We start from the raw sequence: 24,875 nt of genomic DNA, 5'->3' as shown, positions 1-24,875 counted from the left end.
ATCAATCATGAAAGCATTATCTATAAAAGTTATTTCAGTTTTAAGCCTTGGTGCTTTAGCAATGACTACCACCTCCTGCAAAAAATATCTGGATGTGAATACAGACCCAAACAATCCAACTTCTGTTTCGGCTGCAAACCGTTTAGTTGGTGCAATTACAACAACCAATGGCGCTTCGATGTGGCGTGGTTCCAGAGAAATTGCTGGGTTAGTGCAATATGGAACCACACAATTAAATACTGGAACTAACAGAAACGCAGAGCAGTGGCGTTATACAGCTTCCTATTTTTTCTGGCAGAATGCTTATGTCTATACGATGCCAAACTGTGTCGATTTAATTAATCTGGGTGAAACTGAAGGAAATCCGCACTTCACAGGAGCAGGTAAGACATTGCTGGCTTTAAATATTGGCATGTTGACGGATCAATATGGTTCCATTGTAGTGAATGATTTTTACAATGGAGTTTCAGGTATCAATCTTGTTCCTTCTTTTGATGACCAACAAACTGCCTATCAACGCATCCAGACTTTATTGGATGAAGCAATTGTCGCCTTTGATGGAACAAATAAAACGGCAGCACTGAATTCTAAAAATGGGGATATCCTATATCAGGGTGATGTCAGTAAATGGAAACGTTTTGCTTATGCGTTGAAAGCACGTTACCTGAATCATTTAACAAAAAAGACAGCACTTTATAATCCGGCAAAGGTTATAGAGGCCTGCGAAAATGCTTTTAATACAGATGGTATGGATGCACAATTTGACTATATAGAAGGCGGACTGCAAACTGATGAAAGTCCATGGTCAAGCTGGGGTGGTTTTACCAGTACTACTGATCCAAGGTATTTTACGTGGAGCCAGTTCTTCGTCAATATGTTAACGAGCTTTCCTGTAACCAATAACATTTACCAGGACCCGCGGATTACAAAGATTATGCTTCCCGCAGCAGCTGATGGAAAGTATAGAGGATTGAGGTCTGGAGGCGCCCTTGCTGGTGGGCAAGGCATATTAGCAGATGGGTCTAATGGTGATGCTACCAAAACAGCTATTGCTGATTATGGTCCGTTTAGCAAAAGTGGATATTATACCAATAAGACTTCTCCGTTCCCTTTCATTACTTATTCGGAAGTGAAATTAATCGAAGCTGAAGCCAAATTACGTTCTGGTAATACAGCGGGTGCTTTAGCAGACTATGAATTAGGGGTAAAAGCCAATATGAGAAAATTAGGGGTGAATGCTGCTGAAATAAATGCTTACTGGACGGCACAGCTTGGTGATGGTCTTGTTTCACATTTTTCCAGTCTGACGCAAGGATTAAGTCACATTTTCCGCCAGAAATATATTACGCAGTGCTTAAATAATGAGACTTGGGTAGACATGCGCAGAATGGATTATAGCAAAGAGATTTATGGTCCCGGGCTTAAAAAACCGCTAAATATCAATACAACTATTTTTTCATCAAATGATGCTGATCCATGGATACAGGCTATGGTTTATGAGACTAATGAAGCGACAAGAAATCCGAAGAATGTAGCTGATAACTCTGAAAAGACCCGGTTATTAACACCGCTTTGGTGGAACCAGCCTTAATTAATAAAATAAAATTACTGCGCACGATTCAGCTAATATTTGGGTCGTGCGCTAGTATAAAATCGTTTTATCATTTATTAGTAATAGATAATTTTTAGCATCGTATCCCTTATAAACCCATTTTTTATACGAGTTAGCGCCTACTCAATTATGAAATACGCTATATTTGAGTCATCATCCGCCTGCAAATAAGTTTACACCAAGCCAATAATTCTAGTTATGAATTCGCATTTAGACCCTACTGATTTGGGAATATTAAATCTTCTGCAGGAAAATGGAAGATTGACCAATAAAGAGCTTGCACATCAGCTGAACAGAACAATTTCTCCGATTTTTGACCGGAGAAAAAGACTGGAAGAAATGGGCTATATTAAGAAGTATGTCGCCATATTGGACAGAGAAAAAATAACAACTTCTCTGGTTGCTTTTCCTCAGATTGCACTGACCAGCCATAGTGAGGATGCTTTGGCATCATTTCAGAAAACTGTCATTTCTTATCCTGAGGTGCTGGAATGTTATCATATCACTGGCAAGTATGATTTTATGCTCAAGATTATCATTCCTGATATGCATGCTTATAATGCTTTTCTTCGTCAAAAGATTGCCCCACTTGAAAATGTTGGTAATGTACATAGTTCATTGGTGATCTCGCAGGCTAAGTCAGAAATCGGTTTACCTTTATAGCCTGCAATTAAAATGCTGGGCTTATCCTCCTGATTTAACACGGCCTTCTTCTTCAGATGATCCTTTAGAACGTTGACGGGCTCCTTTAATGGACGTGCTGCCAAATCTATAGCTACAAGTTAGCCGGAAAACCCTGGTTTCACTTTTTTCATTAACGCTATAATTTTGTGATGGGATCGCACTGGTAATTCTGAATTTCTGTAAGTTGAAGACATCATTTGCAGCTAATTTCAGACTTAGTTTTTTCTCCATGAATGATTTACTGATCCCTAAATCAATACCATATATAGGTTTCACCGCCAATGTTCCATCAATCTGTGCTGAACGGTAAAAACCTGATAGTTCAAAATTCGTGGTACTGTTCAAAGTGATAGTCTGATTACTGTTAAAGTTAAAAGCTGTTTTGCCTCCTTTATAAGGCACGCCCAAAAGATTAGGTGTACTGAATTCGTTATAAAAAATAGTCAGGTTATTGTTTGTTGTCCACCACTTAAACAAGGTTAGAGGTGAATTGATGTTCAGGCTGTAAGATTTCTTTTGCGCAAGATTCTGAGAAGAAATAAACAATGTTTTCTTCGCTGTATCAGAAACCAGTACTCTTGAAATTGCATTGTTGGTATGGCTGTAGCCAAGTGTAGCATTTATCGTTTTTTTATAAGAATAAGAAATCTCAAACGAATTTGTGTACTGAGGGTTTAAAAATGGATTCCCCATGCTGTAAGTATATAAATCTACGAAATACACAAAAGGATTTAAATCTTCGTAATTAGGGCGGTCAATTCTTCTGCTGTAAGAAAAGCCAGCTTCATGATTTTTAGAAAGTACACGGTTTACAAAAACACTAGGAAACAAGTCAAAATAATGGCGGTCAGAAATTTGTTGTTTAGGAACAGAATTACCTTTAGAATTCGTTTGTTCCGCTCTCAACCCTAATTGTACAGTTAATCCTTTGAATTCACGGTTCAGGTTTACATAACCTGCATTTATATTTTCATCATAGATGAAATGATCGCTTCGGGCAAGATCATTCTGCCAGCTATTATTCAGGAAGTTTTCAAAAGAAGAGACGTTATCGGTACTGACTTTACTACTTTTCAGCCCTGTCTCCAGTTTCATCTTTTTATTAATAGGTAAGGTATAATCTACCTTTCCAACTAATATTTTGACCAATGATGGTGTCCTGTTTCTAAAAATGTATGGTACTTTAGAAGGCTGACCGTCAGCATTTAAATAAGTATTATTGTAATTGGAGTTCTGTAATCCGTTATATCTGGAATAATCAGCATCGGCCGAAATTTCCTGCCCTGCAGTATCAATCGTACCTTTATAGTTCAAATTGTAAGTGATACCTGTATATTTATACTGATTTGGATTAAGGGCGATAACTGATGAATCTGTTTTCAAGGGCTGACTTCCAATCAGCGTCACTACCCTCGTATCCTTATTATTTCCGGTAGCGTTGTAGCCGTTTACGACTACACCAATAGTATTTTTATCATTAATAAAATAATCCAGCCCAGCCTTATAGTTATAATTCTGTCTTTCCCCTATCTGTGTACTTTTTTGTCTGAAAAAGGTTTGATCTGCTTCGGTATTGTTTACACGATCAATATCCAGGTCATGGAATCTTTTATTCTTCCCATAATTAAATTCACCAAATGCGTTAAATTTTTTCTCTCTGTGGTTGAGCGATAATCCACTGTTTACTTTATAATATCTACCATAACCTGCTCCTGCTGTTAGTGAGCCGTTAGTACCATAATTTTTGTTCTTTTTTAGTTTGATATTAATAATTCCAGAGTTTCCGGCAGCATCGTATTTTGCTGATGGATTGGTGATCAATTCTATAGATTGTATTGCATTTCCTTCTGTAGAGCGCAAAAGATTAGCCAATTGTTCGCTGGAAAGATAAGTTGGTTTGCCATCGAGCATAACTGTTACTCCTGTTTTTCCTCTGAGACTTACGTTGCCGTCTTTGTCAACGCTTACTCCTGGTGCTTTTTCCAGGATTTCAAGCGCAGTATTCCCTGCTGCCAAAACACTGTTTTCTACATTTAATACTGTTTTATCAATCTGCCTTTCTATAAGAGGTTTGCGGGCAATGATATTAACATTATTCAGCTGTTTAGAAGCCGGAACCAGCTCTACATTATCAATGTTGTAAGTTTTATGTGCCGTATTGATAGCATACGGGCCTTTAAAAACTCTGTTATAACCTATCATATTGAAAGCGACAAGATATTGTCCTTCTGGTAAACGCTCGAAAAGATAGCTTCCGTTATCATCTGTAATAGAGCCTTTAATCAGAGTTGAGTCTTTGGCTGCTAATAAACTTACTGAAACGTAGGATTGATTGCTATGTTTTTCATCCAAAACTTTACCGCTAAGTTTACCGGTACCTGGGTTAGTTTGGGCGTTTGCTGAGGAAAGTGTAAAGAGGCTGATTGTGCAGGCCAAAATACCAATGGTTAGTCTTCTCATCTTTTAAAGGTTATGTCTTTAAGATGACTAAGCAGATAAAAGGTTACAGCAGTATTAAAAATTTATTAAAAAAGGGTGACCAGTATCCAACTTCCAGTTCCTGTTTGAAATGTTAGTCTTGATGCTGATCACCCTTATGTTTTGCTAATTATAGATTAATAGCCGCGATGCCAGTAACCTCCACCGTAACCACCTCTGTGATGTCTGTATCCACGATCCTGAACGATGCAGGAACTTAATAAGGATGCTACTACTGCCAATAGCATTAGATTTCTAAATGTTTTCATTTTTGTGTGTTTTAGTTTTTAACCTATTAATTTCATAACCTGTACTATAGACGTGGGGATTGCTTAAAGGATTAATCTGGACTGGATTTCAACAGGGCTTTCAGCAGCAGGCTAAATACTGTATATCAGTACATTATAATCATTTGATAATTTTGATTAGACAACAATAAGTTTTGTAACCAAGTAAAACCAACTATCTCTGGAAAGCAAAATTCTTTTCTAAATTTCTTGCCGGGACGCTAATTCTGTAAATTTATTAGTCTAAAGAATTGTCATTAAACATGAACAACATCCTGAAAATTGCAAGGATTGATGCGTATTCTATTACCCCAAAGTATCTGCAACTGATCAATTCAATCCTGCAGGGGATTCAGTCCGGGCAGATCAAAAAAAATGATGTACTCCCCTCCATCAATGAGTTTAGCTATGCGCTGGAAACTGCCAGAAGTACGGTAGAGCGCGCTTATAATGAACTCAAAAGAATGGGTTTAGTCCAGTCTGTCGCCGGAAAAGGCTTTTTTATTGTCCATACTCAGTTCCAGAGACCAGTAAAAGTATTATTGCTTTTCAATAAGCTGAGCATCCATAAAAAGCTCATTTATGATGCTTTTTCCGAAACGTTGGGAAATGAGGCTGCTATTGATTTCTATATCTATAACAATGATTTTAATGTGTTTAAGAAGTTATTGCTGGATAAGACAGATCATTATGCCAAGTGTGTGATTATCCCTCATTTTTATGAAAACAGAGAAATGGGCTATAAACTGATTGATACGATTGCCAAAGAGAAACTCATACTGATGGATAAACTTGCTGAAGGTGTAACGGGCAATTTCGGAGCAGTATATGAGAATTTTGAAGAAGATATCTTTTCTGCGCTGGAAAAGCTGATTGATAGATTATCAAAGTATAATAAGCTAAAAATAATCTTTCCGCAGAATTCTTATTATTCAAAAAAAATATTAATTGGCTTTCTGCGTTTCTGTCAGCACTATAACTATGACAATGAGATACTGAATAATCTTGATAATCATGAAATGGAGTATGGATCGGTATATATCAATCTGATTGAGGATGATCTGGTTATCTTGATTGAAAAGATCATTGAGGGGAATTACAAGATAGGAAAAGACATCGGCGTAATATCTTACAATGAAACTCCTATTAAAAAAATTATCCTGGATGGAATCACTACAATCTCAACGGATTTTAAGATGATGGGAGAAAAAGCTGCCGAATTACTGCTTAGTAATTCCTCTGAACACATTCAAATTCCTTTTAAAGTAACTTTAAGAAATTCTCTTTGATGAGTTATAAAAAACAATTAATCAACTGATTACAGGACTATAGCTTATATTTATTAATTATTTAATGATAAAAAACAAGAATAAGTTTGCTTACTAAATATATTATTGTACTTTTGCAATCCCAACAACAACGAAGGTTATTAATAACTGGAATGTTGATCAAGTTCGGGGTGTAGCGTAGCCCGGTATCGCGCCTGCTTTGGGAGCAGGAGGTCGTAGGTTCGAATCCTGCCACCCCGACTTAAATTCAAAAAAAGAGGCTTCTGGCCTCTTTTTTTATACATAAACTTTCTAAAGCCGCGCGAGTTTAAATGGATCAAGTCATAAACTTGTGGATTAGGGATTAAATTTCAAGTTTTGGGTTTGATATTTTTTGAGTTCAAAGCAGATGGTTACGATTCTTTAATAAGCTAATTACTCCCTGATTTTATAGTTCAATCTATCAGTATTAAACGCTCCTGATTACTTTGATAAGAAATCGGCCAACGCTTCAGCGGAATTCTTAGGGAGAGGAAAGATCATGATTTTTCCAGGCTTGCTACTTTTACGAAAGTTCTCTGATGCTTTTGGGTTTCCATTGTTTGTTTCCTTTTGCCCGGTACAGAACTTTTGAAACAACCTGTACGCCAAACTGCTGCTTTAAAAATGAAATCGTCCAGGATTCCCCTTGAAAATTTACCCGTTAAACTTCCCATAATAAATAATTGCTTTCCACCAATGTAAGCTATTCGCGTTAAAGATTATCCTGATGCGTAAAAAATGTCCGTAATTGTCCGCAGCTGTCTGCAATTGTCCGCAGTTGTCCATGGGTTAGCCCAAGGGAAAATTATAATTTCATTAATCTTCAACTAGTTATGGTTTGGTTGTGCCTGAGTGGTGGTCGGGATGACACTAGGTTGAGAACAGGCTTTAACTATGGCAAGTCCAAGTCATTTCAACTAGTTGTTTTGACTTGGACTTGCCATGCTCTCGCGCTACTTTAGCACTGCTCTTACCCTAACGAGTACCCGACCAGTACTCAGGCAGTACCCGGCCGATATAGCTTTATTATTTAGCTGTTTTGAATTTATTTACGAACAGCCCGGCCTTCTTTCGGCCGAGTCATTCCCATGCAAATTGAAAGCTTTCAGCGCAAATCCCACAGGCATAAGAGCATCCGTGACAGCAAAGACTTTCTGTTTAGCGTGTCAAAAAGCACAACTAACTGAAGATTCATAAACCTTAGGATTTCTCCTTTGACTAAGGCATGGACAACTACGGACAATTGCAGACAGCTGCGGACAATTACGGACATTCTCTACTCCTGATGATGCGCTTTAACGTTAATGATTTACATTTATGGAAAAGAAACTATTTATGGTAATTTTCAATTGTAAATTTTCAAAGGGAATCCTGGCCGATTTCATTGTTAAACGCAGTGGTTTCGTTCTTATCCATTTAATATATACTTTTCAGATTAAGTTTAATGTGGTGATAGCATCACATCTAATTCAACTTCGCGTGTTGAACCGATAGTTTTTTGGGCAGTTGTTGTATATTCTTTTCACATAAATCGTAAAGCTCCAGACCTTTTTCGGTAAAACCATATTTTTCAATATATGCTAATACAAATTCGCCCTGTATACTTTGATGTTCTTCATCGCATATATTCAAATAATCACAGATAAGTGTTTGATATTTTTCGTCCATAAGCCCTAATGTAAATACAGCAAAGCTACCAGGCATAGCACAGTGCTCTGCTTCGAAATCATTGTACCATTCAAATTCCTTCATGGCCAGCCTTGCGTAATCTTCAATTTTCCCATACAGGGCTGGCCATCTTGCTGCATTCGCAAACAACTGATGAACGCCTTTTTTCTGCAATCCCTTAATAGGAAGCCAATTCTTTTCCGGACTTTTGAAAGTTATGGTGTAAGACCCGGGAAAACCAAATGCTAACAAACGGCAAAGAAAATTCAAAACCAGCAGATAGGCTTCTTCTTTCTCTTCTTTTAATGTGATTTTTATAGTCGCAAAAACATCATTAGCATCGCAGGAAACTATGCTGTCTTTGTATTGCGCTATCTCCAGGGGCAAGTCTCCGCTGCCTTGTTTCTTCAGTTTCAAGGGTAAGTCACTGCCAATTGCTTTGGCCATTTTAAAAATATTATTTGCTGTGTACTGGCCTTCGCTTCCACCGAATTTTACAAAGCACACTCCAATATAGCAGGCAAAACGCAAATAATCTTCCTGCAACTGGCCAATAGATTTGCCGGGTTTTAACTTATAATGGTCGTACCCATCGTTATCGATAGTCTGTTCTAAAAATGGATCACAGACATTTTTATCCACCCAGTCTGACAAGATTCTATCCACATGCCACTGCAATCCACAGAGCTTCCGCATAGTATCAGAAAAATCCCTTGCCTTTTCATATACGAAACCGCTATTATCAAGTTTAAATAAATAATATTCCAATGGAGCATCTACTAAAATTTCCCGTCCGTTCACAAGAAAGCATTCATAAGATGGATACTCAGGCTCTTCACGGGTATTGGACACCTGCGCCTTTCCTTCTAATATAGAGGCAACACAAGCATCGAACAATTCATTTAATGAGGAATCAGAACTAACATCCTCAAAAATTAAATAATCTCTTTTATTTTCCATTATTAATCTGTTGTATTTGTCTGCTGACAAAGAAACTATAATTTATATGTTTTTCGAACATTGCTGAAAAATTTTGCATTTTGTTCATTTCTCCCATAGATGTCAGGACTTAAAGAAAATACTTTATTCATATAGAACACAGTTGAATTTAAGTGCTGAAAATGTAATTTTGAATATTCGAGAGTTTGATCAGGTTGACCGGCTTTTCTTAACAGCAATTAAAAGAAGAATTTAAACGTAGAGAAATGAAAAATAAAAAGATTGGCTGGATTGGCCTGGGAAAAATGGGGCAGCCTATGTCAGGACAGTTATTAAAAGCAGGTTATCAGGTTTATGTTTATGGCCGAAGTGAGCAGGATACACAACTTATGGCAACCAAAGGTGCAGTGGTTTCTCCATCAGTATTAACATTGACCAATACGGTTGATGTATTATTTTTAATGGTGACCGATGACCTGGCCATTGATGATATTTTTAAATCGGAAACAGGAATTCTGTCTGCTGAACTTACTGGTAAAACTATTGTAAATATGAGTACCGTTTCTCCGGCAATCAATCGTGAAATGGCTGCACTTTGCAAAGAAAAAGGCGCATTTTATCTTGACGCCCCTGTTTCAGGCAGCGTTAAGCAGGCTGAAGAAGCAAAACTGGTGGTTATGGCAGGTGGCGAAGAATCGGTTTATGAAAACATCAAACCGCTGTTCGGCATTTTAGGAAGCTCATCCAGTCTTATTGGCGAAATTGGTGCAGGAAATCTTGCTAAACTAAGCATCAATACACTTTTAGCTATTGAAGCGCAAGGACTTGCGGAGGTTATTAATTTTGGTGAGCAGCATGGTATTTCAGCAGAAAAAATCATGTCCATAATCAATAATGGAGCACTAGGTAGCATATTCATGAAGTTAAAAGGCGAGCTGATCATTAATGACAATTATAATCCTGCCTTTGCTTTAAAGCTCCTGACTAAAGATCTGAGGCTGGCAAAGGCAGAAGGTCTGGATTCTCCACTAGGGAATACAGTTTGTAAAACTTTTCAGGAGGCAGAAGCAGAATTTGGCAATGAAGATCTTATTGCCATTAAGAAACAGCTGTAATAGCTTATATTTTAGGTCTGATTAATCCTATATAATAATTGGAGGTATCAACTTCTATATTTTCTGCTGATATACCCGCTAAATCTATTGGCGCAAACTTAGCAGAGGGATAAATGAAGTGATACGCTCCACCTGATATTTTAACTCGTATAGGCATGTTAAAACCTTCAGCTTCTGCAATCCATCTGCAATTAAGTTTTCCATTTTTGACTGCAAGCTCTAAAACAGGCAAACTTTTGTAGCGGAGATACTGATCAAATACTGGCTCCAGGTTTTGGCCGGATTTCATACTAATGTAATGAACAACCTGATTATAGGTAACTGTCTGATGATAATATTCTTTGTTTAATCCACGCAAAATACTCCGCCACTTTTCATCATCATTAATAATCGTCCTGACTGTATTCAACAACATGGCCCCTTTCGAATACATATCTCCTGATCCCATTTGATTGACATGATAGGGCGCAACAATTAATCCGTCGTTAGCTATACCTGCACGGTTAGCATATAGATATTTCTGTCCTGCGTTTTTATTATATAATTTTTCTATAAATAAAGATTCTGCATAGCTCCCAAAAGCTTCGTGTATCCACAGGTCGCCAAGATCTTTAGCCGTAATATTATTACCAAACCATTCATGTGCACTTTCATGAACAATCACAAAATCCCATTTCTCCCCTCCCGGTACACCTATCAATTCATTTTTCGGACCGCCCCGCATATAACCACCATAACTGATCGCACTTTGATGTTCCATAGCAGGATAGGGTGTTTCCACCAGCTTATACCCATCCTCATAAAAAGGATAAGGGCCAAACCAATATTCATATGCTTTTAATAAGGGTTTTACATTCTTGGCAAAATCAACTTTCGCTCTTGACAGGTTATAGGGCAATACCCAGTAATCCAGGGTAAGCTTTCCCTTTTCACCAGTATAACTATCACTGAAATGCGTGTAATTCCCAATATTTACCGCCACATTGTAGTTATTAATGGAATTGCCTACAAACCAATCGAATCTTTTATAACCATTCTTAAGGTCAGTAACTTTTCTCAGACGCCCGTTAGATACTTCTTTCAAATCTTTGGGTACGCTTACACTAATCAGCATACTATCTGGTTCATCAGAAAGATGATCTTTATTAGGCCACCAGATACTTGCCCCTTTGCTTTCACAAGCCGTTGCGACCAGTGGATAACCCAGTGAGTCTTTAGCAAATACAACACCGCTCTCTCTGGGTGCTTTAAGTGCTACATTCGGATAACCAGAATAGAATACAGTAAACTCATCTTTACTATCTTTTTTAATCAATTCCGGGAAAGAAATAAATACTGCATTAAATTCACGTGTATACGGAAGTACCTGATTATGATAAACGATTTTATCAATATTTAAATTAGCAAAAAGATCAAATTGTAACCTTGTAAAATCCTGTGTTGCTGTAAATCTAAACAGATTGCTTCCACTGATAAATCTCTTGTCGATATTAAACTTCACATCCAGGTGATAGAAATTAAGATCATAACAACTCCGTAATGGAGTAAGATTTCCTTTTAATGTATCAGCGCGTGAAAAAGTCATTTTTTGTGCAGATGACTGTGCTTTAGTTTTTACCGGCAGGTTTGTAAAAAAAACAACAAGCCAGAGGTATAACGCTTTTTTACAGTCCATGCTGATCTATCAAATAGATCAGTGAAGCCATACTTGCAGCACCTAATTCAAGCTCACGTTTATTTACATTTTCAAAAACATCATTTGAAGAATGATGGATATCAAAATAGCGCTGAGAATCAGGTCTGAAGCCAATCAGAACAACGCCGGGAACTTTTTCCTTTAATGGGCCAATATCAGTCCCTGAATGTCCAATGGTTAAACGATCTGTTTCGTAAGGTTCAAGTATCGGTTTCCATCGCTTGTTAATCTTTTTGATAAAATCAGCTGATACATCTTCAAAGCTGAAACCACGCGGAGTAAAACCACCTTCATCTGTTTCAATAGCTGCGATATGTTCTTCTTTATTTTTGGCAGCCAGCTCAGCATATTTAGTACCTCCGTTATGGCCGTTTTCTTCATTCATAAAAAAGACCGCACGTACAGAATTTTTAGGTTTGTAATTCAAAGCTTTAAATATGCGCAGCACTTCTGCTGATTGTAAAACACCGGTACCGTCATCATGTGCACCTTCGGCTAAATCCCATGAATCAAGATGCCCGCCAACTGTAATAAACTTACCGGGATGTTCTGTACCTGTCAATTCACCAATCACATTGTAGGATAATACATCAGGAAGTAATTGACAATCTTGTTTAAAATAGAATTTAACCAGGGGCAGCTTACGCATTTTCAGCATAGCGCTCAATTTATTCGCCGCCTTGGTTGATATAGCCGCAGCTGGTATATTTTTACCGTCTTTATTATATAATGTAGCACCAGTATGCGGATAATCATCAAGGCTTTCAGTCAGCGAACGAACAATTACACCAACAGCACCATATTTAGCAGCGGTTGCCGGCCCCATAAAACGTTGGTCGCCTGATCTGCCATAGGCTTCACCTGTACTGATAAATTTAGGGTCAAAAGGACGATTATAGAAAACTATTTTACCCTTTATCTTATTTTCACCAAGCTCTTCAACTTCTTTGAGGCTTTGCACTTCAATAATATTGGCTGTAAGTCCGTCTTTTGGCGTAGCAATGCTCATACCCAATGCAGCAATTGGCACGGGGATGCGATTTTTACCGTCGATGATAAAAGCTGTCTCCTTCGCTCCTCTTACCCAATGCGGAACCATAACTTCTTGTAGATATACTTTGTCAAAGCCGTAACTTTCCATTAGTTTTTTACTCCATACAACTGCTTTTTGAGCATTATCAGATCCGCTCAGTCGCGGACCAATATTTTTACAGAGATAACGGAGGTTTTCATAGCATTTACTATTCACCAGGGCTTCATCGTAGATTTTACGTATAGTAACTGTGTCCTGAGCATATAATTGGTTTGCAGAGAACAGCACAAGAAGGATCAATTTTAATTTCATCAGGGATTAGCGTTTAGGTTCTACAATGCATTGAGGTAAATGCTTAATGGGAAAGTTACATGAATTGGCGATAAAACACATTTTACGTGCTTCTGCATGCAAACTAATTGCCTTTTCATGTTTTGCTTCATCAATAATGAGCACTACCGGCCGCAGAATAACTTCTGAAAATTGCCCGCTCCCATCTGCATTTTCGGTCATTGTTCCTGTCGCCTCATCTTTATAGTCCATTACAATAATATCATTTTGTGAACACAGATGAAGATACCAGAGCATATGACAGGATGAGATAGATGAAACCAGCAGATCCTCAGGATTATGCTTGGTTTTATCACCAAGAAAAGCAGAGTCAGAAGATCCATTTATATCAGGCTTCTGATCAATTGAAACAATAAAATTCCGATCATAAGATCTGTAGTCCATTGTTCCTGAACCTTTATTTCCTGCCCATACGAGGTTTGTTTTATATTGGTGTGTCTTAGCCATAAATGATCATTTTATATTCAATAAATCCAATTTAGACATTCTTATTTAGTTACAAAATAAATCATGGGTTATTCTGTAAATTGTCTGATATTATCAAATCAAGACTTATACCTTTGATTAAACTTTCTAATGATGACATTCCCTTCCCTTAAAAACTTACAGCAAAGTCTATATCGCGTTTTAAAGCGTTTTCCTTTCGAAATGCTTTTTGCATTTATCGCAACTTTAGCGTCAATAGCCTATATAGAGCTGGAAAGTCTGAATTATCTGAAAGAAAGTTGGTGCAAAAGAGTATTGATGACTGCAGTGCTGGGATTGGTGATCAGCCTGGCTACTACCCTATTTTGTGAAAGCCGTTCCATTAAAACCCCGCAAAAATTTATTTATAACCTGATTGCGGCATTGCTTACTGCGCTGTTATTTTTTGCATTTGATCCGCTTGTAAATGCTGCTGATGTAGTCCGGTTTTTCTTGCTGGCCCTTGCCGGACATTTATTAGTCGCCTTTGCTGCTTTCACTAAACTTGATGCAATACAAGGTTTCTGGCAATTTAACAAAACACTTTTTCTGCATTTTTTAACTAGTATGCTTTACAGCGCCGCGTTATATGCAGGTATCGCAGCTGCCATAGGTGCGATGAACCTCTTATTTGGTGTAGACTTTAAACATGATACTTTTTATATCCTCTGGGTTTGTATTACCGGAATATTCAATACTGTGTTTTTTCTTTCTGGCGTTCCTGATGATTTCTCCAAGCTAAACCAGGATTTCAGCTATCCAAAAGGCCTAAAAATATTCACTCAATATGTCCTGATCCCCTTGGCAACACTATATGTAGTTATCCTGTTAGCTTATGAAATCAAAATACTCATACAATGGAGATTACCAAAAGGATTGGTTTCTAACTTAATATTAGGCTATGCTGTTTTTGGAATACTCTCTTTATTGCTCATTTTTCCTATACGCGAAAAAGCAGAGAATAAATGGATTAAAACTTTCGCCCGCACTTTCTATTTTTTAATGTTGCCACTCCTGCTCTTGTTATTTATAGCATTAGGCACAAGAATATCTCTTTATGGCTTTACAGAACCACGTTACTTTCTAACGTTGTTAGCATGTTGGCTGTTATTTATTACATTCTACTTTTTGTTATCAAAAAAGCAAAATATCAAAGTAATACCGATTTCACTATGTCTGCTTACCTTGTTGTCTATCTATGGGCCCCAAAGTGCTTTTTCTGTTTCAACTTATTCTCAAAAAACTATTTTACTCCGCATTTTCAAAGATAATCATGCCTTTGAAAACGGAAAATTTGTAAGAATCAATAAGATTTCTAAAGAAAATGGTGAAAAAGCAGTGGCTACTTTAGAATACCTTGTTAGCCATAATAATTTTGAGGTGCTCCAGCCCTATGTAACTCAAAATCTTAAAACGGTCAGCGATTCTTTAAGCAAAGCTAAAGACAGTTATGGCCACCTCAGGACTTCAAGATATGAGGTACAGGATCAAAAAATGAGATGGATAATCAGCTATTTCGGACTGAAGAAATTTTCAGGACAACGCTTCTATTTTGACCATGCGGACCAGGATGAGCAGAAACATTATATTTTAAATAATATTAAACAGGGAATTACAGTAGTTAACGGATATGACTTCATCATTGATCAGACAAATATCAATTATAACGACGCAAATAGTCATTATATAATTGATAAAATTTCAATTGAAACAGCAGTAAAAAAACCCGGTATATTACAGATCAGATTAGCTGATGATATAGCTATTTTTAACATCAATGAGTTAACAGGTGATTTAATAAAACAGGAGTCAAAGCTAAAACCTTATCTGCAAAAGCCGGATGGCGATAATCCTCCGCAGTATATCTTGCCATCTGCATTCTTGAGCTTCACTAAAAACACGAAAAATTTTACAATTACATTTGAGATAAAAACGATCGAGTTCTCTATTGATAAAAGCAAAAAAAATGTTGAGCTGAATTATACTACAGGAATTTACCTGATTAAGAAAAAAAAGTAAGTCTTATTCTAGCACAGAATTTGTAAGAAAAAATAATATCATCACAAAAAAGATTAAAAAAATAATTTAATTAATGAAAAATACACCTTAATTAAGGAATAAACATTCATTTAAGAGAAAGACATTAGCATAAAAAACAGATATTTAACTGCAAGATCAATTATATAAAAAAAAATCAATCGGAATGGCCATTATTAAATCATTTACTGCTCTATTACTTTTAACATTTTCAATACAGGCAGAAGCACAATATTTCAAAGTTAGTCCGATTAAAGAGACATTCGAACAATCTGGAGAATATGATTTCCCCGTACTAACCGGAAAAACTCCTGCACAAAACCTGATTAATACATTTTTACAGGGTAAAGAATTGGATATTCTTCCCGGAAAACAGAAAATCAGCATTTTTGAAAATGTAAGACCAAAGAAAGGCTCAAATCAAGGTGTAACCATATTAACCTATGAAGTCCTCGTGAATACACCTAAACTGTTTTCTGTAGAAATCAATAGTGAATATACTAGTGCTTCTCTCAATACACATTCTGCAATTAACAACTTTGATTCACAAACAGGCAGACTTATACAGTTTAACGATCTGGTGACAAAAGAAGGCTATGAGGCGATTCGCCAATTCATTATAAAAAGTCGTAAAACAAGATTGAGCAGTTATCTTAAAAGCTTAAAAAGTTCAGCGAATAAAGATGAATCTTTGATTACCACGTACTCTTCATGCCTTTTGGAGCAAGATAAAGATAACCTGAATCTTGATGATCTTAAATTTCAAAAGAACGGTCTGCTTTTAATCAGAAGATCTTGCTCTGGATCTCATTATTTTCAGGCGCTTGAGGGTAAAACAGATATTTATAGCAACTTGTTAACTCATAAATTCCTGGAACCTTACTTAAATGAATATGGTAAATATCTATTGGCTGTTACAGAATCAAAACGCATAGTTCCTCAAAGTCAGGTTTTAAGAAAAGGTGTATTTAAGGGCAAAATAAATCAGCTTTATCCAATCACATTATTGGTTACCTACATTGGGGAAGATTCTTTTCAAGCTTCTTATTTCTATGATAAATATGGTAAAAAAACTGAATTGAGAGGTACTATTAATCAAGATTCTTCACTTTTATTGAAAGAAGCGCCGAATTATGATGTTCCAAAGAAACCGGAATCTTTCAAGCTGAAAATTCAGAAAGACGGAAGTTTAACGGGCAGCTGGAATGATGGAAAAAACACTTATCCTGTAGAATTAAAATAGCAGTAATAGCCCAGTTTATTCAAATACTTATTTTTAAAAAGCAGCCGATATCTTATAAATAAGATACCGACTGCTTTTTTTGTAGCATATTTGCAGCAAAAATCGCCCAATCTGCAATTCACAGGTGGTTGATGATAAAAAGATTAATAAATTATAAATGGACAATAAAGAACAGATCAATACGCAGATTATAGGAAAGTGGAAAGCTATATCAGATAAATATGTATTTAATGATAAGAAAGGGAATACAATACACCCTGATCAGATCAATACAGAACTTGATATTATTATAGGTTTAGACGGTGTAAATTTCAAAGCTAACGAAAATGACACCTTTCCTTCAAAAGCGACGTATGAGATACTTAGAGAAGGTAGTGAATCTTATCTGATCCAATCTTTTGGTAAGGAAACTGAAGTTTATAAGCTAAATGTGAGCGGAGACCAGATGATATGGACTACCGAACCTGAAGGAATTCAATTTAATAAAGATGGTAAATGGCATTCTTCACCTCATACGATCTATACTATTGAATTTGCAAGGATAGCTTAAAAAAATCAGTCGATGTTGCATCCACAAACATCGACTGGCTTATTAACTATTATTAACCTAAACTTGCCAGAGCAACGGGCGTTGGTAGCAATACCTTTATTTTAGTGATCTTATATAGTAAAGACGCAAAACCATCCATTTTCATCTGCTCTATTTTCATTTTTTTTTAAATAATTTTCACAGAAAATATGACCAGTACCGATCAGCATGGATTGTTCGAAAAGAAGAGTGACTATTTGGCTTAATTAACCGCTGTTTAATTGTTTTCGTTCCTTTAACAATGTGATCACCTACCGTGGAAACACTTATTCCCAAAGTTCTGCTGACTTCTTCATAGGACTTACCCTCTAGCTTGCATAGAATAAATATCTTTTTCCTTCGTGGAGAAAGACAATCTACTGCCTGAAGCAGTAGCTCCTCCTCCACTCCCGTTTTTATACTTTCAATTGGCTGATGCGTAATTTCCGAAGCAAGATGCTGCAGGTTTTCCAACATTTTTTTATCCCGCTTGATGCTACGGTAGAAATTCGTCACCGAATTTTGGGCCATACGGAAAAGATAATATTGAAAAGGTTTATCAATCTTGAGTATTGCTTTCTTTTCCCAAACCTTTGTAAAAACATCCTGAAGAATTTCTTTAGCAAGTTCGTCATCCCTGGTCATTCTTCTTAGATTGTAATAAATGCCAACACTATGGTCTCTATATAGTTGTTCAAAAGCATTTTTATTTCCTGCTTTGACACGACTGAATAATTCTTCTTCAGTCCAGGGCATTTTTTCTACAATTATTTTTCCTCTATTGTCTAATATCTCCATCAAATACAGCTAACTAATTAATATTCAATATTAATTAGTTTTTTACTATTCAACAATACTGTTGAATGTAATTCTACACATATAGCTTAGGAAAAACGTTTTTTGATCAAAAAAAGCCTTATAATTTTTTCTACTGAAGACCTGCCAAGCACAATCCGGAAATAAAAAGGGAAATATTCAACCAGTCAGCTCACCTTTCTGAACTCATCTAGAAATAGTTCCATTACAATTAATTTTTTGATATCAATATTTTAATATCAAAATATTTAACATGGAGTAACCTATTAAAAACTTAAACGTTTAAATAGTTAACATAAAAATAGGTAAGCTTAATTTTTAAAAACTTTAACCTTATTTAACACAGATTAGATTCCAGTTTCCGGAGATACTGAATCAGTTACGGGTTTGCCAGCAATGAGCTTAGCATTGGCATTGCCTCATAAAAATGTTACATAGTTTGCTAAAACTTTAATATACAGATCAGTAGACATCAATAAGTTAATCACTCCTGCCAAAGTAAAGCAACTGATAACAAGGGTTTGAAGCTTAAAATGACCAATGCGTTAAAGAATTGGGGTGAATATGCACAGTCTATGTTTAAGTCATTTTTATTGTAGGTTTTAAAAAAGAGCTTCCTGAGCAAATTTAAAATTATTAGATTTGCCAACAACCAAATTTAATAGAGACAAATGAGAGAAGTAGTTATCGTATCAGCACTAAGGACACCAATTGGAAGTTTCGGCGGTTCGCTGTCAGGTTTTACAGCCACCCAATTGGGAGGTTTTGCCATTAAAGCTGCTGTTGAAAAAGCTGGAATTAAACCTGAAGATGTACAGGAAGTATACATGGGCAATGTTTTATCTGCAAATGTAGGTCAGGCACCTGCTACTCAGGCGGCTAAATTTGCGGGTTTACCTGATGTCCCGGCTACCACAATAAATAAAGTATGTGCTTCTGGCACTAAAGCAATCATGCTTGCAGCGCAAAGCATTGCTTTAGGACAAAATGATATTGTTGTTGCTGGTGGAATGGAAAGTATGAGTAATGTTCCTTATTATCTTGATAAAGCCAGAACAGGTTATAGATTGGGACATGGGCAATTAACTGACGGTCTGGTTAAGGATGGTTTATGGGATGTTTATAACGACTATCATATGGGTTCTGCTGCTGAATTATGTGCATCAACATATAATATTAGCCGTGAGGCACAAGATAATTATGCAGTGAGTTCTTATAAAAGAGCGCAGGCTTCTATCAATGATGGTAAATTCAATGCGGAAATTATTCCTGTTGAAGTAGTGGATCGTAAAGGAAATACAACAGTTGTCGATAAGGATGAAGATATTTACTCCGTTAACTTTGATAAATTACCAGGTTTAAAACCAGTATTTAAAAAAGACGGAACAATTACTGCAGCAAATGCATCTGCATTGAACGACGGTGCAGCAGCATTAGTTTTAATGAGTGCAGATAAAGCAAAAGAACTTGGTTTAAAACCAATGGCCCGTATTTTAAGTTATGCTGATGCACAGCAGGCACCTGAATGGTTCACGACTGCTCCGTCAAAAGCTATTCCACTAGCGCTGCAAAGAGCCGGAAAAAGTATTACTGATGTAGATTTCTTTGAAATCAACGAGGCTTTTTCTGTAGTTTCTTTAGCCAATAACCAGGAAATGGGTTTAATTGATTCTCAGGTTAATGTAAATGGTGGTGCAGTTGCGATGGGACATCCACTGGGTGCTTCAGGTGCGCGTATCGTAGTGACCCTGCTTTCTGTATTGAATCAGAACAATGGTAAAATAGGCGTTGCCGGAATTTGTAATGGTGGTGGTGGCGCAAGTGCATTGGTTATTGAAAAAATCTAAATTGATGTTTAAGGTTTTCAAACCCTTCATTATATTATTCCTGATGAGCTGTGCGGTGACTAATGTCTCTGCGCAGCTTACTCCGGGTACCGCTGAGCTGAATAAGTATCAGGATTCCTTGTTAAAAATCACTGGAAACTTATTTACAGCGTCCACTAATACTGACCGCTTTGAACAGAATTCTAAATTCATCAAAACGTTGGTAACGGCTTTGAAGACTCCTTCCTCTTTTGATTTCGGTTTCGATTCTCTGCAAACAATTTCTGTTGTAAAATCACCGGATAATACTTTCCGGATTTTCTCCTGGTATGTTCCTACTGTAGAAGGTACTTACCGCTTTTTTGGTACTGTTCAATTAGCTACAAGAGACGGAAAACTGAAATTATATCCGCTGATTGATGATACGGAACATATTTCTGATACGAATCTGATTACAACTAATAAACAATGGTACGGTGCACGGTATTATGAAATTGTCCCGCTGATTGTAAGCGGACAAAATACTTCTTATGTGTTACTTGGCTGGAAAGGCAATAACAGCAAAACTTCTAAAAAGGTCATTGAGGTCCTTTCATTTGCAAATGATGAATTAAAATTTGGAAAGACAATTTTTCAGGGACCTAAAAATACTGAAGTAAAAAACAGAATTGTATTTGAATACAATAAACTGAATTCCATGACCTTAAGGCTTGACAAAAATGAACAAATGATTGTATTTGATCACCTTGCTCCTTTTGACCCTAATATGGAAGGTAATTTTGAATACTATGCTTCCGATTCTAGTTTTGACGGTTATCGCCTGGCAGGCCATCAATTGAAACTGATGGAAAATATTGAATTAAAAAATGATCCCGATGCGAAGGATGATTTTTATATAGACCCTAAACCTAAAGAAATACCAACTGTAAAGAACTAGTTTTTAAGCAAAATACCGCCCCCTATAGGCCTTAAATTTGTGATTACGGGGTCATGTCCTTATATTGCGCGATGCGTCACTTCGCTAACACACACCTAATTTTTGAAATTGATGAATGAAACCATTAAAGTAAAGCATCCGAAAGGGCTGACTTTCCTTTTTCTGTCTGAGATGTGGGAACGTTTTGGATATTACCTGATGATAGGAATCTTCACCCTATATTTAAAAGATGTTAAAGCCGGTTTTTCGATGACCGAAGCTGAATCTGCCGACTTATATGGTACTTTTATAGCACTTGTTTTTCTTACTCCATTTTTAGGTGGATTAATTGCTGACCGTTATTTAGGTTACGCAAAATCAATCATCCTGGGCGGCCTGTTAATGGGTGTTGGTTATTGTATGATGGCAGTGCATAGTTTACCAATTCTATATCTTTCTATGACGCTGGTCATTATTGGAAATGGATTTTTCAAACCAAATATATCTACCCTGCTGGGTAATATCTACTCTACGCCTGAATATTCAGACAAAAAAGATGAGGGCTATAATATCTTTTATATGGGTATTAATATCGGTGCCTTTATCTGTAATTTCTTTGGTGCTGCATTATATATCATGCTGGGCTGGGGTTATGCATTTATTGCAGCCGGAGTTGGGATGTTCATTGGTGTAGCTATTTTTATTTACGGGATGAAGCATTACAGGGCTTTTGACGTTAAAAAAGGCGTAAAGGAAGGAGATATGTCTTTCCTGAAAATAGTATTGGTAATTTTAGTCCCATCTGTTATTGCTGGAGTAATTGGCTGGATACTTCCAACTAAATTAATAGGCCACGCACTGGTTGGCTCTGCTTCTACAGATGCATTTATCTTTGCTTGTGTGCCTGTAATCTATTTTTACGGCTCTTTACTTGCCAAGGCTGATAAAGACGAAAAAAGACCAATTGCTGCGTTACTTACAATATTTGCTGTTGTAATCCTGTTTTGGGCGGTGTTCAAACAGAATGGTACTGCATTAACGACCTGGGCTGACCGCTATACAGACAGACATTTACAAAACCCAGTTGCCGAAAAGACCTTCTCTAAACTTAATTTCTCACAAAACTTCACCTATTCGAAAGACTCTATACCTTTATATGACAACGCATTCCGCATTCAAAAGAAAGATGGAATCGTATTAAAAGAATACAATTACCCAACTTATTTTAAAAACATTCCAGCTGATAAGCTTCCTGCAGAAGGTGGAAAAGTTGAGCTTTGGGCAACCAATCTAAGCCAGTCAATAAATCCGGCCTGGGTCATTTTACTGACCCCATTAGTAGTCGCACTCTTCACCTGGCTACGCAATAGAAAAAGAGAACCAAGTACAGCTACAAAAATTGCATTCGGCTTATTCATTTCAGCACTCTCGGTACTGGTAATGATCGGTGCTGTTTATTCTGGTGGTAATGGCGCAGAAAAAGTTTCTGTCTTATGGCTGGTAGCCGGTTACGGTGTAATTACTATCGGTGAATTATTTTTAAGCCCAATGGGGTTATCACTGGTTTCGAAGTTGAGTCCGGTAAGGATTACTTCGCTGATGATGGGCGGATGGTTTCTGGCTACCTCTATTGGAAATAAATTGTCTGGTGTACTAGCTACGCTTTGGGATACTTATGAAAACAAAGCTAATTTCTTCTGGGTAAACTTTAGCCTGCTTCTTTTCTCTGCTGTTATTGCTTTCTTTCTTTTGAAATGGCTGAATGGTATTATGGAAGAAAAAGGAATAAAATAGTTACGGGGAAAAACCAATAATTAGAATTAATTTGCGAACTTTTAAAATTAACTAACCTATAAAACAATTTTTATGGATCAATCTGAAATCCTTAAGCCAGAGCAATTAGACTCCGCTCAAAAAGGCCATCCAAAAGGATTATATGTACTGTTCGCTACCGAGATGTGGGAACGTTTCAATTACTACGGTATGCGGGCTATTTTGGTGCTTTTTATGACCAAAGCCTTATTATTTGACAAAGCATTTGCGTCAAATTTATATGGAAGCTATACAGGTCTTGTATACCTGACTCCTTTAATCGGTGGTTTTATCGCCGACAGATACTGGGGAAACAGACGATCTATTGTAACCGGGGGTATACTAATGGCATTGGGAGAGCTGATTATGTTCGGCTGTGCTTCCCTTTACCATACGATGCCTGATATTTCAACCTTCTTGTTCTTTACAGGGTTAGGTTTTATGATTTCCGGTAATGGTTTCTTTAAACCAAACATCTCTTCAATGGTAGGTCAGCTTTATCCTAAGAGTGACCGCCGTATTGATGCTGCTTACACGATCTTTTATATGGGAATCAATGTTGGTGGTGCACTGGGCCCCTTTATCTGTGGATATTTTGGTGACACTGGTAATCCTGCAGATTTTAAATGGGCTTTCCTTGCTGCGGCAATCGCGATGGCTATTGGGGTTATTGTTTTTATCAACTTCAGAGATAAGTATGTTCGTGATCCAAATGGAGATCTTTTAGGCTTAAAGCCAGCTAATCCTGGTGACAAAAAAGTTTCACCGGTTTTGGTTTATCTTGGTTTATTTGCTTTTTCTGCGTTATGTGTAGGCATGTTATATATTGATGCTAAAATTGTAAGTTATTTAAGCTACCTGCTGATTATTGCAGTAGTTGGTATTGCAGTCATGATCTTTACAGATAAAACACTTTCGAAGATTGAGAAGAAAAAAATATCAGTAATTTTTATAGTTGCTTTCTTTGTCTTGTTTTTCTGGAGTGCTTTCGAACAAGCAGGAGCTTCATTAACGTTTTTTGCGGAGGAGCAAACACAAAGAAATTTAGGTTTCTTCACAGTTCCTTCCAGCTGGTTCCAATCTTTAAACTCTATTTTTGTAGTCGTATTTGCTCCGGTATTTGCGTGGTTATGGATTAAGCTGGGTAGAAAAGAACCTTCTGCCCCTACTAAAATGGCTATAGGTTTAATGCTGCTTGCATTGGGATACCTGGTTATTGCAACTGGTGTTAAAGATGTTGGTGCAGGAATAAAAGTGAGTATGATTTACCTGATTGGTATGTATGCTTTCCACACCTGGGGTGAGCTATGTCTTTCTCCCATCGGATTATCATTGGTAAATAAGCTTTCTCCTTTAAAACTATCTTCTCTTTTAATGGCGGTATGGTTCCTTGCAAATGCAGGTGCAAACGTATTGGCAGGAAAATTAAGCTCTAAGTATCCTGAAGAGGAAGCCAAAGTAGCAGAGTATAAGGTTAGTCCTTTGGTATTGACAAATAGTGCTATTGACTGGCAACAAGTTGCTAACAGCAAAAAGAATATTCAGCAGTGGGATCTAAGTACAGTGAAAAAGAACGCTCATTCGCTTAGCCCTGATTCATTAGTGGCACTTTCAATTACTCCAGCGCAACAAGCTGTTACTATTGATACCAATAAAATCAACAGGATCTCTCCTAGAAAATTGGATGAAACAGAAATTGCAAAATTAGCTGTTGCTGGTGAAAAAGAGGGTAAATTCTTATTGGGTACAAATGCTGCTCAAACTGAAATTTATATTATCAAGGGTAGTGACAAGACTGCTTCTGTAGTAGAGGTTTATAATCTTAATCCTGAGAAACCTACTTTCCTTGGCTATACAATTAAAAATCTATATGATTTCTTTATGTTATTTGTAGTGATGGCAGGTATTGCTTCGGTGATCTTGTTTTTCATCACTAAGTGGTTACAGAAAACAATGAATGCTACCTCTTAGCAGGTAAATATTTATAATTAGAGGGCTGTAGTTTTTGAAACTACAGCC

General features: G+C 36.9%; 19 protein-coding genes, 1 tRNA gene and 1 pseudogene. 13 read left to right on the top strand and 8 right to left on the bottom strand.

The window, feature by feature from the left end:
- Positions 1 to 7: 7 nt before the first annotated feature.
- Positions 8 to 1,591: a SusD/RagB family nutrient-binding outer membrane lipoprotein gene (locus AY601_RS02035; RefSeq protein WP_068395686.1), complete on the top strand. Its 1,584-nt coding sequence runs from the start codon at positions 8 to 10 to the stop codon at positions 1,589 to 1,591.
- Between the two features lie 219 nt (positions 1,592 to 1,810).
- Entirely contained in the window at positions 1,811 to 2,275 is a 465-nt protein-coding gene (locus AY601_RS02030; protein WP_068395683.1) for an Lrp/AsnC family transcriptional regulator, read from the top strand.
- A gap of 21 nt (positions 2,276 to 2,296) precedes the next feature.
- Here the strand turns inward: AY601_RS02030 and AY601_RS02025 are convergent, their stop codons facing one another.
- Both AY601_RS02025 and AY601_RS26185 read right to left on the bottom strand, forming a co-directional pair.
- Positions 2,297 to 4,756 (bottom strand): outer membrane beta-barrel family protein, encoded by a 2,460-nt coding sequence (locus AY601_RS02025; protein ID WP_068395681.1) that lies wholly within the window; start codon positions 4,754 to 4,756, stop codon positions 2,297 to 2,299.
- 155 nt (positions 4,757 to 4,911) lie between these two features.
- The gene (locus AY601_RS26185) at positions 4,912 to 5,043 is read right to left on the bottom strand and encodes a hypothetical protein (RefSeq protein ID WP_257722235.1); all 132 of its coding nucleotides are present in this window, start codon (positions 5,041 to 5,043) and stop codon (positions 4,912 to 4,914) included.
- Between the two features lie 281 nt (positions 5,044 to 5,324).
- Between AY601_RS26185 and AY601_RS02020 the strand changes: the two genes are divergently transcribed.
- Together AY601_RS02020 and AY601_RS02015 are read left to right on the top strand one after the other, a co-directional pair.
- Positions 5,325 to 6,350 (top strand): GntR family transcriptional regulator, encoded by a 1,026-nt coding sequence (locus AY601_RS02020; protein WP_068395679.1) that lies wholly within the window; start codon positions 5,325 to 5,327, stop codon positions 6,348 to 6,350.
- Between the two features lie 166 nt (positions 6,351 to 6,516).
- Positions 6,517 to 6,590, top strand: a tRNA-Pro gene (locus tag AY601_RS02015).
- Positions 6,591 to 6,868: 278 nt separating this feature from the next.
- On the opposite strand, the gene AY601_RS25490 is transcribed toward AY601_RS02015, so the two are convergent.
- Both AY601_RS25490 and AY601_RS02010 read right to left on the bottom strand, forming a co-directional pair.
- Positions 6,869 to 7,045 carry a hypothetical protein gene (locus AY601_RS25490; protein ID WP_157287640.1) on the bottom strand — a complete coding sequence of 59 codons (177 nt, stop codon included), beginning with the start codon at positions 7,043 to 7,045 and terminating at the stop codon, positions 6,869 to 6,871.
- A 790-nt stretch (positions 7,046 to 7,835) separates the two neighbouring features.
- Positions 7,836 to 8,999 carry a DUF6138 family protein gene (locus tag AY601_RS02010; protein WP_068395677.1) on the bottom strand — a complete coding sequence of 388 codons (1,164 nt, stop codon included), beginning with the start codon at positions 8,997 to 8,999 and terminating at the stop codon, positions 7,836 to 7,838.
- 233 nt (positions 9,000 to 9,232) lie between these two features.
- On the opposite strand from AY601_RS02010, the pseudogene AY601_RS26180 reads away from it, so the two are divergent.
- Together AY601_RS26180 and AY601_RS26175 are read left to right on the top strand one after the other, a co-directional pair.
- Positions 9,233 to 9,712 (top strand): annotated as a pseudogene (locus AY601_RS26180) (NAD(P)-dependent oxidoreductase); the annotation flags it as partial.
- Complete coding sequence (locus AY601_RS26175; RefSeq protein WP_257722243.1) at positions 9,689 to 10,093, top strand: NAD-binding protein; 405 nt, start codon at positions 9,689 to 9,691, stop codon at positions 10,091 to 10,093. The pseudogene AY601_RS26180 and the gene AY601_RS26175, both read left to right, overlap by 24 nt.
- Positions 10,094 to 10,097: 4 nt before the next feature.
- Here AY601_RS26175 and AY601_RS02000 read toward each other — a convergent pair whose 3' ends face one another.
- From AY601_RS02000 to AY601_RS01990, 3 genes are read right to left on the bottom strand one after another with little or no spacing between them, the layout of a single operon-like run.
- Positions 10,098 to 11,768 carry a M1 family metallopeptidase gene (locus AY601_RS02000; protein ID WP_068395672.1) on the bottom strand — a complete coding sequence of 557 codons (1,671 nt, stop codon included), beginning with the start codon at positions 11,766 to 11,768 and terminating at the stop codon, positions 10,098 to 10,100.
- On the bottom strand, positions 11,758 to 13,134 hold the full coding sequence (locus tag AY601_RS01995; protein WP_157287638.1) for a M20/M25/M40 family metallo-hydrolase: 1,377 nt from the start codon (positions 13,132 to 13,134) through the stop codon (positions 11,758 to 11,760). Before AY601_RS01995 ends, AY601_RS02000 begins: the two co-directional genes overlap by 11 nt.
- A 6-nt stretch (positions 13,135 to 13,140) precedes the next feature.
- Positions 13,141 to 13,620 (bottom strand): OsmC family protein, encoded by a 480-nt coding sequence (locus AY601_RS01990; protein WP_068395668.1) that lies wholly within the window; start codon positions 13,618 to 13,620, stop codon positions 13,141 to 13,143.
- A 129-nt stretch (positions 13,621 to 13,749) separates the two neighbouring features.
- Between AY601_RS01990 and AY601_RS01985 the strand changes: the two genes are divergently transcribed.
- From AY601_RS01985 to AY601_RS01975, 3 genes are all read left to right on the top strand, one after another.
- The gene (locus tag AY601_RS01985) at positions 13,750 to 15,657 is read left to right on the top strand and encodes a DUF4153 domain-containing protein (protein ID WP_084359025.1); all 1,908 of its coding nucleotides are present in this window, start codon (positions 13,750 to 13,752) and stop codon (positions 15,655 to 15,657) included.
- 184 nt (positions 15,658 to 15,841) lie between these two features.
- On the top strand, positions 15,842 to 16,918 hold the full coding sequence (locus AY601_RS01980) for a hypothetical protein (protein ID WP_068395664.1): 1,077 nt from the start codon (positions 15,842 to 15,844) through the stop codon (positions 16,916 to 16,918).
- Positions 16,919 to 17,075: 157 nt separating this feature from the next.
- A complete protein-coding gene (locus AY601_RS01975) occupies positions 17,076 to 17,468 on the top strand; it encodes a hypothetical protein (RefSeq protein ID WP_068395662.1) in 393 nt (130 codons plus the stop codon).
- A 177-nt stretch (positions 17,469 to 17,645) separates the two neighbouring features.
- Here the strand turns inward: AY601_RS01975 and AY601_RS01970 are convergent, their stop codons facing one another.
- On the bottom strand, positions 17,646 to 18,284 hold the full coding sequence (locus AY601_RS01970) for an RNA polymerase sigma factor (RefSeq protein ID WP_068395660.1): 639 nt from the start codon (positions 18,282 to 18,284) through the stop codon (positions 17,646 to 17,648).
- 689 nt (positions 18,285 to 18,973) lie between these two features.
- Here AY601_RS01970 and AY601_RS01965 point away from each other — a divergent pair.
- The 4 genes from AY601_RS01965 (at position 18,974) to AY601_RS01950 (ending at position 24,827) form a co-directional block, all read left to right on the top strand.
- Entirely contained in the window at positions 18,974 to 20,149 is a 1,176-nt protein-coding gene (locus AY601_RS01965; protein WP_068395658.1) for an acetyl-CoA C-acyltransferase, read from the top strand.
- A 4-nt stretch (positions 20,150 to 20,153) separates the two neighbouring features.
- Entirely contained in the window at positions 20,154 to 21,065 is a 912-nt protein-coding gene (locus AY601_RS01960; protein WP_068407035.1) for a hypothetical protein, read from the top strand.
- A 111-nt stretch (positions 21,066 to 21,176) separates the two neighbouring features.
- Positions 21,177 to 22,838, top strand: a complete 1,662-nt coding sequence (locus tag AY601_RS01955) for a peptide MFS transporter (RefSeq protein WP_068395656.1) — start codon at positions 21,177 to 21,179, stop codon at positions 22,836 to 22,838.
- A 72-nt stretch (positions 22,839 to 22,910) separates the two neighbouring features.
- Positions 22,911 to 24,827 carry a peptide MFS transporter gene (locus AY601_RS01950; RefSeq protein WP_068395654.1) on the top strand — a complete coding sequence of 639 codons (1,917 nt, stop codon included), beginning with the start codon at positions 22,911 to 22,913 and terminating at the stop codon, positions 24,825 to 24,827.
- Positions 24,828 to 24,875: the final 48 nt, after the last annotated feature.

The organism is Pedobacter cryoconitis, from assembly GCF_001590605.1.
In the GTDB taxonomy this organism is placed as follows: Bacteria; Bacteroidota; Bacteroidia; order Sphingobacteriales; family Sphingobacteriaceae; genus Pedobacter; species Pedobacter cryoconitis_A.
The sequence above is the reverse complement of the archived record's forward strand: the minus strand, read 5'-3'. Positions and strand labels throughout refer to the sequence as shown.